Here is an 11,841-nt window from a genome sequence, read left to right on the forward strand (position 1 = left end):
TTATTTCAACCACTTTTTGATAATTTTTATGATCAATAATAGAGAAGACGATGATTCGGTATCACTTAAAAGAGCTGATTGCTGAGAAGGAATTTGCCGAGCGGCGCAGAATTACGATCGGGGAGATAGCGAAAGAAACGGGCATCAACCGGATGACGTTATCGAAAATTATCAATCACCCAGGCCACAGTACGGTCACAGATAATCTAGACAGGCTTTGCTACTACTTTGATTGTGAGATCGAACAGCTAGTGACTCACATCAAGGAGCCCAGTCCAGAACCTGAACCCTAACTCGGTAGGAAGGAAAACGAAGGAAGTGTTGAAGAAGCTGCTCGGTGCCTGAAGGTCACCACTTTTTTTACCTATCGAGAGGCATTTTAAAAAATGGGCACGGTGTGGGCACAATTTGGGCACAGAGCTTTTTGGAAGGGCAGGCAACAAAAAAGGCAGATCAGTAAGTAACTGATCTGCCTTTCAAAATATTGGTAGCGGGGACCGGATTTGAACCGATGACCTTCGGGTTATGAGCCCGACGAGCTACCAGACTGCTCCACCCCGCATCAACGTGGGGCGTATTCTACGTATTTATGGCAATAAGTCAACCCCTTCGATAAAACGTTTCCTTGCTGGTGGTCAGCTTCATCGTGCTGCAACATTGAAAGAGTAAAGCTATGCTTTCAATAGGCATAACAAAAAGCTTACTGTCGGTGTGTCGCCCAAGAGAACACGCGGCATGCCGTGAGTGAAAGAAGCGTGAAAGCGCTCATTCAAAGTGGCTTGCGACGCCATAACAGTGCTTAAAGTCCAAGCCATTTGTCATATCAGGGAGGTAGTCAATGGCCAATCAAGCCCCCGTCGCCTGGGTAACTGGTGGAACTGGTGGAATCGGAACGGCAATTTGCCGTTCGTTGGCGGATGCGGGTTATTTGGTAGTGGCGGGGTATCACAATCCCGACAAGGCCAAGACCTGGTTAGAAGCGCAAAAAGCCGACGGCTATAACAACATCGCGCTATCGGGTGTTGATTTATCCGACCACAATGCCTGCGTCGAAGGTGCCCGTGAGATCCATGAAACGCATGGTCCGATCAGCGTGCTGGTCAACTGTGCCGGTATCACTCGCGATGGCACCATGAAGAAAATGTCCTACGAGCAGTGGTATCAGGTCATCGATACCAACTTGAACAGTGTGTTCAATACCTGCCGCAGCGTTATCGAGATGATGTTGGAGAACGGCTACGGTCGCATCATCAACATCTCTTCCATCAACGGTCGCAAAGGACAGTTCGGGCAGGTGAACTACGCCGCAGCCAAAGCGGGGATGCACGGGTTGACCATGTCGTTGGCGCAAGAAACGGCGACCAAGGGCATTACCGTAAACACCGTCTCGCCTGGCTATATCGCCACCGATATGATCATGAAAATTCCGGAGCAGGTGCGCGAAGCGATTCGTGAAACGATTCCGGTCAAGCGCTACGGCACTCCCGAAGAGATTGGCCGCTTGGTGACCTTCCTGGCCGATAAAGAGTCCGGCTTCATTACAGGCGCCAACATCGATATCAACGGTGGCCAATTCATGGGCTAAGCCCCCGACATCCCCCACGTTCTCTTTCCACAAGAAAGAGAACGCAAAACGGGAGGCGATCTGCCTCCCGTTTGCTATTTAGCGACTAGGTACGCTCCGGTTAGGGTTGCGGTGGGCGCGCTAAACGGCCCAGTAGGTTGTCCAACTCGTTGACTTCCTGCTGCCAAAGACGTTTTGGCATAGGGCCGAGGGCCAAGAGGTCGACCAGCACCTCCTCTAGTTCGTCTGCTTTGCTGCGTTCAGCGTTCAGGCCATTATTCAAACGCTCTACTTGAATGGCAAGCCTTAGCGGTTCGTCCCGCTGCTTGACGCTGCCGAGAGCAAGCAGTGAGAGATGGACACGCAGGCGTGCCAACTGCTCCTCAACGTCGTCCTGCTGTGCGCTGGAGAGAGGCTGCGTGGTAGACGAACGGACCTCGTTACGGCGCTGGTGCGCATCGCGATACGTAGTGGGCAGAGGCGCGGTCAGCACGCCAGCGGCGTCCACCGTCTGAGCATCTTCACCACTGAGTGCCCGATGGTCCGCTGCCAGATGTGCATTGATCAGGGGCAGTAGCGCATGCCACTGCTGCACCTTGTCGACGACTTCAAGGCGGCTCAAGCGTTCCCGTTTTGCACGCAAGATGCCGCCAAGCCGTTTCTGCATGCCGTCGCTTCGGCGGTTGCGGGGCAGCGGCTCTAGCTGCTGAAGACGGGCAAGGTAAGCCTCTAGCCGCTCGGCCTCATTGGCGTGGGCGGGTTGCCAGCTATCCATGTCATCAATGAGATGCTGAAGCTGGTCGAGCGTTTGCTGTTGCCGAGCGGCTTGCTCCTGTTTTTGAGCGTCGCGCTGCGCAAAAAGCTGGTCACAGGCGCTACGAAAGGTCTTCCAGAGCGCTTGTTCGTCACCCTTTGGCGCCCGCCCGAGTGACCGCCACTGCTGCTGTAGCCGCTTGGTGTGAGCAATACGCGTTGCCAGCGGCTGCTCGGAATCGTTCTGCAACGCCTGTACCTGCTCGATCATTGAACGTTTTTGCGCTGCGATTTGCTCGGCGCGCTGGTCGATCAGTGCTTGAAGGCGGTGACGAATCGCACCAAATCGGCGGCCAATGGCTTCGGAGTGCTCTCGGGGGATGGGAGAGTAGTGGCGCCATTGGTGACGTGCTTTGTCACGGATCTCCCGCAGCACGTCGGGGTCTGCATCCTCGGCGGGCTGAGCCAGCAGCGTTTCAAGCTGCTTACAGAGTGCCTCGCGGCCACGCAAGTTGGCCTCGCGCTCTTGGTCGAGCTGGTCACGCCAGGGCGCTAAGCGCTCATGAATACGATCAGACGCTGCACGAAAGCGCGCGGATTGCTCTCTATTGGCTGCCGCATCGCCCAGTGCTTTCCACTCCTTTACGAGCTGGCGGTGATGACGGTCCAGCGCCGATTCGGCCATATGAGGATCGTCGGCCAAGGCTTCGATACTGGCGCAGAGCTGCTCACGCTTGGGACCTGCCACAAAACCGCGCCAGTCGCGCAGCTCGGCAAGCCGCGCGCCAAGATGTTTCAAGCGACGCTTGAGCGGCTTGGCCTCTTCGTCCGTGAGGGCATCGAAGGTGGGCTTCAAACGTTGGTGGAGGCGGCTGGCGCTCTTGAACGCGCCGCGCTCTAGCAGGTGCTCGAAGTTATCGAGCTCACCCTCAAGCGCATCGTGCGACACCTCTGGGCTTGCGGGGGCCGCTTGCTGAGACGCTAGCTGTTTTTGCGCCTGAGCCAGAAGCGCAGGTGGGGTCAGGGCCTCGGGCCAGCGGCATGCGTTGACATGCTTTGACAACGCTTGATCATCGCTATTGGCCAGGGCGCGCTCCACCGCAGGGCATTGTGCTTGCCAGCGCTGCCACGCTTCCATACTCTGCTCGTACTGCGCCAGCGCTTGGCTGTAACGTTGCTGCGTGACTTCGTTAGGAGGATGAAGGTCAGACAGCGCCTGCCAGCGCTGACCCAAAAGCTGACGCTGGGCGCGCAGGCTGTCGATATCCTGGGCGGTCAGTTCCTCGGCCTGGGTGAGGCCTTCTAAGGTTTCTTCTAACCCCTCCAGCAGATGGTCACGCGTACTATCCGCTTCAGCGCGGCGGGCTAGGCGCTGTTGATGCGCCTGTTCCTGGGTTTCGTGATCGTGCAGCGTTTTACGGCATCCCAGCATGGCTTGCTGGAAACGCTGCTCTTGGCTGATGCTGGGCGGATGATTGAGCTGCTGCCACTCGCGCTCCAAGTGGCGCAAACGGCCGCCGTAAAGTGGCTCCCACGGGGCACGGGCGTGCTGCTCCAACTGCCTCAATAGGTGCTCGCGCTGTTCCTGTTGCTCTTCTAACCACTGTTCGTCGTTACGCCGCTGGGTGAGCTGCTCCTTCGCAAAACGTATGATCTGGCGGTCGCGACGCGCCTCTTTCAATAGCCGCTTGAGCGACTCCTCGCTATCGATACGCTGCGCTGCCTGATGGCGTACCGCTGCTACGCTATTGTGGCACGCTTGGTGGACTAGATCGGCTTCATTGCTCAACTGTTCAACGGCGATGAGTCGCAGGCCTAGATTGTCGCCCTGCAGCGCAATCGCGTTGAGCAGTCGTTGGTCGCTCAGCAACGCCACCTGGGCTTGGCGCTGCTGTAGGTCGCTATGCCCCTCGGCACCCGTGAGCCGCTGACACACCGCGTTGAACCATGACTCGTTCTCCTGATGCGGCGGATAGGCAGCCAGCAGTTTTTCGATATCGTCGAGCGCAAGCAGGGCCGCGAGCTGGATGTCGCTGTCGCTATCGCTGGCCAGAGAGAGTAGGGCCTCCCGCTGCTCTGAGTGCTGCGGGTCGAGGGATTGAAGTGCCTTGCGGCGCACCTCGGGATCGGGGTGTTGCCACCGAGGAGCGAACAGGCGTCGTAACAGTCCGTGCATGGATCATCCTGCTGTGAGGTGCGGAACGTGAAAAAAATCAGACATCGATGAGCAGGCGGTTGCAGTCCTCGTCGCTGTCGCTTAGCTTTGCCTTAGCGCGGTGAGTTCTCCAGCCAGTCACCACGCAAGGCGCGAGATTGCGCTACCCTTATCTTACCTGAACATGACATGGAGTTCGGCCATGAGCCTCAACGCCAACAGTGCCGACGTAGCCTTCACCTTCAAGGGCGGCATGCTGCCGATGACCGTCATGGAGTTGACGAGCGCTGACCCGGAGCGTATCCGGCGTCAGCTGGCTGGCAAACTGTCGCAATCTCCTGCGTTCTTTCAGCATACACCCGTTGTGCTGAGCGTGGAAAAACTCGATGAGCCCCACCTGGCCCTGGAGCGCATCTGCGCAGTATGCCGTGATCACAAACTATTGCCCGTAGCGGTGCGCGGTGGAGCCGAGCCGATTCGACAGTCGGCGTGGGCGCTAGGGCTGGGGTGGTTCGCACCCGTTGAAGAGGGACGCGTACGCGCCTTGGAAAGCGTTGAACCGATTGCCGAACCCGAGGAAACCGACAGCGAGCCTGAAACGAGCGGTTTGGGAGCATCCCGGCTTTATCGTGGCACGGTGCGCTCAGGCCAGCAGGTGAGCGCTGCAGAGGGCGACTTGATCGTCATCGGTGCCGTCAATGCAGGCGCTGAAGTGTTGGCGGCAGGCAGTATTCACGTTTACGGCGCGTTACGTGGCCGCGCATTGGCAGGCATTCATGGCAATACTCAAGCGGGTATTTTTTGTCGCGAGTTGGAAGCCGAACTGCTCTCCGTGGCGGGTAATTACAAACGGCTGGAAGATATCGACTCTCAACTGTTGGGACGTGCTGCCGAAGTCCATTTTGTCAAAGAGCAGTTAGAGATTAAGCCGCTGGGATAAGCCACACGACTGAGTGTCGGATAGTGCATCGTGCTTAGCGACGCCACGGCTGCGATCCGTTACAGTGTGTGTTTTGTTGACAGTGATGTTCCCGTTATGCGGGTAGCGCCACGCGCTCGCAATGAACGACTTCAAGAAGGAAGTGACTCTTGGCCAAAATTATAGTTGTGACCTCAGGTAAAGGGGGGGTCGGTAAAACCACCAGCGCTGCGGCGATTTCGACAGGGCTCGCGCTGCGTGGCAAAAAGACGGTCGTGATCGATTTCGACGTGGGGCTGCGCAACCTGGATTTGATCATGGGCTGCGAGCGCCGAGTGGTGTATGACTTGGTCAACGTGATCCAAGGCGAGGCGGGGCTGAATCAGGCGCTGATCCGTGATAAGCGCGTCGAGAATTTGTTCATTTTACCGGCCTCGCAGACCCGGGATAAGGATGCGCTGACCCAAGAAGGCGTTGAGAAAGTCCTGGAGCAGTTGAAAGATGATTTCGACTACATCTTGTGCGATTCCCCCGCTGGGATCGAGCGAGGCGCGCAACTGGCAATGTACTACGCCGACGAAGCCATCGTCGTGACTAACCCCGAAGTCTCTTCGGTACGTGACTCTGATCGCATTCTTGGGTTGCTAGGTTCGAAAACTCAGCGTGCCGAGCAGGGCCTCGATCCGGTCAAAGAGCATTTGCTGATTACCCGCTATAACCCTGCCCGTGTCACCTCAGGCGATATGCTGACCCTGGACGATATTCGCGAGATTCTGGCGATCGATCTATTGGGTCTCATTCCAGAATCCGAAGCCGTGTTACGAGCCTCTAACCAAGGGGTGCCCGTCACCCATGATGGCGGGAGCGATGCGGGCCAGGCGTACGCCGATACTGTGTCACGCCTACTAGGGGAGGAGATGCCGCTGCGCTTTCATGAGATGCAGCGTAAAGGCTTGTTGAGCAGGATGTTTGGGGGTAGTCGTCGATGAAACTGTTGGAGTTCTTGAAGCGTGAGCGCAAGAAATCCGCCTCGGTGGCCAAAGAACGATTACAAATCATCGTGGCGCATCAGCGTAGCCAGCGTGGTCAGCCTGATTACATGCCGCTGCTTGAGCGCGAACTGCTCGAAGTGATTCGTCGTTACGTGCATGTGGACGACGATGCCATTCAAATTTCACTGGATAGTGAAGATAACTGCTCGGTACTGGAACTGAACGTAACGCTGCCCAAAAGCTAAGCGTCAATGTGCGTTCGGGGCGGCGGGTGGCGTCGCGGGTGTGCTAGTCTTGGGCTTTTGTTCCCATCCAGCGAAGGTTGTCGGCGCATGGATGGGCGGTCACGCTCAAGGGAGTTTGCATCCATGGCGACACCGAATGCCGCCCCTGCCAGTTTCCTCTGGCACGATTATGAAACGTTTGGTGCCGATCCTCGCCGCGATCGGCCCGCTCAGTTTGCTGCATTACGTACCGATGCGGACCTCAATGAAATCGGCGAGCCCATCGAACTGTATTGTAAGCCCGCTGATGATTACCTACCTCACCCCGCGGCTTGTTTGATTACCGATATCACCCCTCAAAAAGCGCAGCGCCGTGGGCTGCCAGAAGCGGAATTCGCGCGGCAAGTGCAGAGCGCCATGAGTGAGCCCGGCACCTGCGTGGCAGGCTATAATAGCCTGCGTTTCGATGATGAAGTCTCGCGCCATCTGTTTTATCGCAACTTGCTCGACCCCTATGCCCGCGAGTGGCAAAACGGCAACTCCCGCTGGGACTTGATCGATGTGGTGCGGGCGTTTTATGCGCTGCGCCCAGAGGGTATCGAATGGCCATTGCGAGAGGATGGCGCCCCCAGTTTCAAACTAGAGCATCTGACGGCGGCGAACGGCATTGCCCATGAGGGGGCTCATGACGCGGTGGCCGACGTGCGCGCCACCATCGCCTTGGCACGACTTCTGAAAGCGCGTAACCCCAAGCTGTTCGATTATTTGCTCGGTTTGCGCGGCAAGCGCGCGGTGGCCAAACAGCTCGACCTTCCCAGCGCCAAACCGCTATTGCACATTTCCCGCCGTTATCCGGCCAGCCGAGGCTGTAGCGCCCTGGTCATGCCGTTGGCAGAGCATCCCACCAACCCCAACGGGGTGATCGTGTACGATTTGAGCGTCGACCCCGGCGATTTGCTGTCGCTCAGTGCCGAGCAGATTCGTGAACGCGTGTTCGTCAGTCAGCAGGACCTTTCTGAAGGTGAGGCGCGCATTCCGCTCAAGGTGATTCATATCAATCGCTGTCCGGTGGTCTTTCCCGCCACGGTGCTCAAAGACGTGGAAGGTGAGCAGAAGGGCGAGTACGGTGCGATCGTGGCGCGCTTGGGCATCGACATCGCCGCCTGTCGAGGGCACTGGAAAACTCTGCGCGAGGCCAGCGGCGTGGCGCAGAAGGTGACCGAGGTATTCAGCGGCGGCTACGAAGAGTCGCCCCAAGACCCTGATTTGATGCTCTACTCCGGCAGCTTTTTCTCTGCGGCGGATCGTCAGCAGATGGAGCGGGTGCTGGCGATGGACCCCTGGGACTTGGTGGGCCAACGCTTTGCTTTTCAAGACCCGCGCCTGGAGGAGATGCTGTTTCGCTTGCGTGCCCGCAGCTACCCCGACACCCTGGAGGGTGAAGAGCGCGAGCAGTGGGAGGCGTTTCGCTGGATGCGTATGAACGATCCTGCGCTATCGGGATTGACGCTCAAAGCGTTTGCGCGTGACATCGAGCGTTACAATCAGCAGCCGCTCACCGATCATGAGCGGCAGATTCTCGAAGAGCTGGTGATGTTCGTCGAGGCCATGATGCCAGCCCAGGCATTCGATGCCTAAGCTGGCAATGGTGACGGCTAGCGAGCGTCGAAGGGGGCGAGCGTCTCACGGTAAGCGGCGATATCGCTGGGCGCATCCCCAGGATTGAAGCGAATGTCTAGCGGGTGTGCGAGCAGCGCAGGCCAGAGCGCCTGCAGCTCCTCGACACTAACCTCGAGGGCGCGTTCTGCGATCTGCTCACGGCGGTCGAAGCGTACCTCGTCGAGTGCCGTGGCTTGCCAATAGCGATTGGCCATGCCCTGCAGGCTGGTATCCCGCTGGCGCAGTCGGTCATGCACCGCTTGCCGGTGGGCCGCCAGCTCCTCATCGCTGAGCGTCTCGAGGCGCTCCCCGGCGGCTGCCATGAAGGCGTCCATCCGTTCGGCAATGGTGCCACTATCCACGTCCGGCGACTGCACGATCAGACCAATGCCCGGTGCTTCCAGCAGCGGCGAATAGCCCGCATTGACGATATAGCCAAGCTGCTCCTCGGTGCGTAACTGCTGGTAGAAGGGCGTGTCCAGCCACTGGGCCAGAACGCTGAGGCGCGCCTGCTCGTCGATGCTGGTATCGCGCCCCTGCAGGTAGCGCAGTACCAGTGACTCTTCACGGGTGCTGTGTGGATGAAGCACCGTCGATTCCTCGCTCGCCTCCAGTGGCGCCAGCGTGGGAATGTCATCCTGCGTCAAGCGCGGGGTCAGCGCGCCGCGAATGAGACTGGCCTGTTCTCGTGCCTGGTCGGCGGTCAGGTTCCCCACGGCCATGGCGTCGATGTATAGACCATCGAGGAAGCGTTCGCGAAAATCCTCCAGGTGGTGCTTATCGAGTCGTTTGCTGGCGGCCAGCAGTTCGTCGGTCGACCACTGGGGGGAGAGCAGCGCCTCACCCAGGGCTCGGCTGGCTTGGCCGGTCAACGACGCGCGTGGCGCGTTGCGCCACTCCCGCTGTAGCTGGTAGCGCACCCGCTCGAAGGCGCCAGCAGAGATATCCGCCTGCTGAAGCTGCTCGATGGCTTGCTCGATGAGCGGCGTTTGGCCATCCCGCCAACCGGAAAACGACAGCGTCATACCGCGCGCGTGGGCGTAGGCGCTAAACGACTGACCGGCAAGCCACGCGGGGTAAAGCGACTCGTTGAGGCTGTCGTTGAGCCAGCCTGCGAGTAACCGCGTCAGCACGGCCTCTTCCGCCGAGTAGCTGGCGCTGGGGTGCTGTAGGCTCACCCGCCATTCGACGCTGGGCGTATTGAAGCGGCTGTCCTGCATGTGCCAAGCGGTAAACGTCGGCGTATCGATGAGTGTCGACGGCTGCTCGTCCTGGCCCGCTTGAAGGGTTAGGTCGCTGGCAATGAAAGGGTTGGGGGCAGGGAGCGCGAGACCGCTCAAGATCTGACCGGCCGTCGTGGGTGGCAGCTCTTTCCACTGGGTATTGAACCACGGTGAGACGGTATCGCTCTCCACATCCGGCGCAGAGTAGACGCGCAGCAGGTTGTCAGGCGTTAGGGCGTCCAAGTAGAGCTGCTGGCGCTCGCTGTCCATGCCGTCCATGCGATAGGCGGCGTACTGCACGTCTTCCACCGGGTAGCGCGAAAGGCTCATGGCTAGGCGGGTGGCCTCTTGCTGGGGGGCGCCGTGCTGTTGAAAGCGAAACGCCTGCTCGCTGAGACTTTTTTGCTCGTCGTAGCGCCACTCGGCCAGCCCGTCGGCGCGAATCTGCTCGATCGCGGCAAACAGCGTGGCTTCGATGTCGTCAAGGCGTTCGGCACCCATGGGCGTCAGGCTAATGGAGACGGTAAATAGTGCTTCATTGCCATCACCGCGGCCCACACCCGCTGAGAGCCCATCGGCCAGGCCCGCCTCACGCAGCACGGCCAGCAGGCTACCGTCGCCCTCATCGCCTAGTAAGTGGGCGATGAGCTGAGTCGGCTTGGTGCGGTACTCGTCCGTGGGGTCGGGAACGGGGAAGTAGAAACGCAGTTGGCGGCGATCCTGCAGCGACTCTCGTTCGATATAGCGCGGCAAGGTGTCGGGGTCGATCAGCGGCTCGTCGACGGTGGGTGCGCTTAATCCATGGTCAGGAATGTCGGCAAAGCGCTCCACCACGAGGGCTTCCAACTCGTCGAGCGGCTGGGGGGCCACCACGGCCAAGTTCATGACGTTGGCGTCGTAGTAGCGGTGGTAAAAATCGATCACCCGCTCGCGTAGCGTTGCTTCGCCCTCTGGCGGGTTGGCCAGGGTGTCTCTGCTGCCCACCGCGAAACCGGTGGTGGGATTGTCTGGGTTGAGCAGTTGATTCAGCACGTCGTTTTCACGACGGGACTCATCGCGGATGCGCGCCATGTACTCGGAGTGGACGATGTTGCGCTCGCTCTCCAGGTGGTCGGCATTGAACAGCGGCGAGAGAAAGAATTCGCTAAAGCGATCCAGCGCGCCGGGCAGCGCGGAGGGCTCGATATCGAAAAAGTAGTTGGTGTCCTGCTGAGCCGTGAAGGCGTTGTGCGACCCTGCGTTATCCGAGATGTAGCGCTGATAGGCATCCGACTGCGGGTAGGGGTCGGTACCTAAAAACAACATATGCTCAAGGAAGTGGGCCAGACCCTGGAGGTCGTCCGGGTCTTGAGCACTGCCGACCCGCACGTTCATGGACGCGGCGGCCTTGTCGGCATCGGGGTCGCTGACCAGCAGCGCCTGTAAGCCATTGTCGAGGGTGATGACCCGGTAGTCGCGGTCATCGAAAGGGCTGATGGTCGGGGTAATGGCCTCGGCGACCGGGCTCTCTTCTGCCCAGAGGGGAGTGGCGGGCGCCAAGAGCAGGCCGATGGTCAGGCCAACAAGCGCGCGCCTTGCCAGCAGGCGAGGCGGAATAACAGACATAGTGGGCAACATTACGGCTCCTGTGACACGGACCAGCGCAACATGGGCCCCGTAGGGTGTGCGCAAGAGGGTGACTGATAGGCAGGGTTATTCACATGCTTTGATACCGGAAAAGCGCCCAACAGTTCCAGTGGGGCGGGCATCAACATGGGCGTTAGTGCCTCGACGTCGGTGCCAGGGTCTAGCCAGCGGTGTAGCGCCTGAGGGGGAATGATCACCGGCAAGCGGTCGGTGAGCGACGATAGGCAGGCGTTGGCTGGCACGCTAATCAGCGCCGTCGAGTCGGTAAAGGTGGTCAGCGTGGTGTGGTAACGGCACCAGAGCGCACCGAGTAGCAGCGGGGAGCGGTTCACGTGGGTCACCAGAAACGGTTGCTTGCTGCGTGTCTGGGGCTTCCACACGTAAAAGCCACTCACCGGAATCACGCAGCGCCGAGCGTTGAACGCTTCGTGAAACATGGGGCGCTCACTCAGCGTTTCCGCTCGGGCGCAGTGCGGGGCGTGGTCGAGGACCTTGAGCCAGGGCGGCGTCAGCCCCCAAAAGAGCGGCGTGTGCGTTAACTGCCCCTGCTCTAAACGAAGGGCGGACACGGGCTGGCGCGGTGCTAAGTTGGGAGACTCGATGAGCAAAGCGGTGCTTTTGAGGTCTGGCGCAAGGCGGGCAAGGGATAGGCGCTGTACGTGTAGGCGTCCCGTCATGCCGGTCTCCTTAGGGCGCGATGCCTGCGGCGCTGATGCAAAATGGCAA

Annotated in this window: 9 protein-coding genes and 1 tRNA gene; 6 read left to right on the forward strand and 4 right to left on the reverse strand. The window is 59.3% G+C overall.

Annotated features, from left to right (window positions below; genetic code table 11):
- Window positions 1-50 precede the first annotated feature (50 nt).
- On the forward strand, window positions 51-293 hold the full coding sequence (locus tag GYM47_RS18555) for a helix-turn-helix domain-containing protein (RefSeq protein WP_153843423.1): 243 nt from the start codon (window positions 51-53) through the stop codon (window positions 291-293).
- Between the two features lie 192 nt (window positions 294-485).
- On the opposite strand, the gene GYM47_RS02385 is transcribed toward GYM47_RS18555, so the two are convergent.
- A tRNA-Met gene (locus tag GYM47_RS02385) sits at window positions 486-562 on the reverse strand.
- A 276-nt stretch (window positions 563-838) separates the two neighbouring features.
- Between GYM47_RS02385 and phbB the strand changes: the two genes are divergently transcribed.
- Window positions 839-1,585 carry an acetoacetyl-CoA reductase gene (phbB, locus tag GYM47_RS02390; RefSeq protein WP_139528264.1) on the forward strand — a complete coding sequence of 249 codons (747 nt, stop codon included), beginning with the start codon at window positions 839-841 and terminating at the stop codon, window positions 1,583-1,585.
- A 100-nt stretch (window positions 1,586-1,685) separates the two neighbouring features.
- Here phbB and GYM47_RS02395 read toward each other — a convergent pair whose 3' ends face one another.
- On the reverse strand, window positions 1,686-4,493 hold the full coding sequence (locus GYM47_RS02395; protein ID WP_153843424.1) for a DUF349 domain-containing protein: 2,808 nt from the start codon (window positions 4,491-4,493) through the stop codon (window positions 1,686-1,688).
- A 181-nt stretch (window positions 4,494-4,674) separates the two neighbouring features.
- Here GYM47_RS02395 and minC point away from each other — a divergent pair, with 181 nt between their 5' ends.
- The 4 genes from minC to sbcB all read left to right on the forward strand — a co-directional run bounded on the left by minC (window position 4,675) and on the right by sbcB (window position 8,245).
- Complete coding sequence (gene minC, locus GYM47_RS02400; RefSeq protein ID WP_139528266.1) at window positions 4,675-5,412, forward strand: septum site-determining protein MinC; 738 nt, start codon at window positions 4,675-4,677, stop codon at window positions 5,410-5,412.
- A 149-nt stretch (window positions 5,413-5,561) separates the two neighbouring features.
- On the forward strand, window positions 5,562-6,380 hold the full coding sequence (gene minD, locus GYM47_RS02405) for a septum site-determining protein MinD (RefSeq protein WP_139528267.1): 819 nt from the start codon (window positions 5,562-5,564) through the stop codon (window positions 6,378-6,380).
- Window positions 6,377-6,628, forward strand: coding sequence for a cell division topological specificity factor MinE (gene minE, locus GYM47_RS02410; RefSeq protein WP_016915987.1), 252 nt, complete (start codon window positions 6,377-6,379; stop codon window positions 6,626-6,628). The genes minD and minE overlap by 4 nt, the downstream gene beginning before the upstream one ends.
- Before the next feature lie 123 nt (window positions 6,629-6,751).
- Window positions 6,752-8,245 carry an exodeoxyribonuclease I gene (gene sbcB / locus GYM47_RS02415; protein ID WP_153843425.1) on the forward strand — a complete coding sequence of 498 codons (1,494 nt, stop codon included), beginning with the start codon at window positions 6,752-6,754 and terminating at the stop codon, window positions 8,243-8,245.
- Between the two features lie 17 nt (window positions 8,246-8,262).
- Here the strand turns inward: sbcB and GYM47_RS02420 are convergent, their stop codons facing one another.
- On the reverse strand, window positions 8,263-11,106 hold the full coding sequence (locus GYM47_RS02420) for an insulinase family protein (RefSeq protein WP_153843426.1): 2,844 nt from the start codon (window positions 11,104-11,106) through the stop codon (window positions 8,263-8,265).
- On the reverse strand, window positions 11,106-11,792 hold the full coding sequence (locus tag GYM47_RS02425) for an SOS response-associated peptidase (RefSeq protein ID WP_139528270.1): 687 nt from the start codon (window positions 11,790-11,792) through the stop codon (window positions 11,106-11,108). The genes GYM47_RS02420 and GYM47_RS02425 overlap by 1 nt, the downstream gene beginning before the upstream one ends.
- Window positions 11,793-11,841: the final 49 nt, after the last annotated feature.

This window comes from Vreelandella piezotolerans (assembly GCF_012427705.1).
Classification (GTDB): Bacteria; Pseudomonadota; Gammaproteobacteria; order Pseudomonadales; family Halomonadaceae; genus Vreelandella; species Vreelandella piezotolerans.

Coding starts and splice junctions, on each gene's coding strand:
- GYM47_RS02425 (WP_139528270.1), bottom strand. CDS start 11,792: ATGACGGGACGCCTACACGTACAGCGCCTATCCCTTGCCCGCCTTGCG.
- minE (WP_016915987.1), top strand. CDS start 6,377: ATGAAACTGTTGGAGTTCTTGAAGCGTGAGCGCAAGAAATCCGCCTCG.
- minC (WP_139528266.1), top strand. CDS start 4,675: ATGAGCCTCAACGCCAACAGTGCCGACGTAGCCTTCACCTTCAAGGGC.
- phbB (WP_139528264.1), top strand. CDS start 839: ATGGCCAATCAAGCCCCCGTCGCCTGGGTAACTGGTGGAACTGGTGGA.
- GYM47_RS02420 (WP_153843426.1), bottom strand. CDS start 11,106: ATGTTGCCCACTATGTCTGTTATTCCGCCTCGCCTGCTGGCAAGGCGC.
- sbcB (WP_153843425.1), top strand. CDS start 6,752: ATGGCGACACCGAATGCCGCCCCTGCCAGTTTCCTCTGGCACGATTAT.
- GYM47_RS02395 (WP_153843424.1), bottom strand. CDS start 4,493: ATGCACGGACTGTTACGACGCCTGTTCGCTCCTCGGTGGCAACACCCC.
- GYM47_RS18555 (WP_153843423.1), top strand. CDS start 51: ATGATTCGGTATCACTTAAAAGAGCTGATTGCTGAGAAGGAATTTGCC.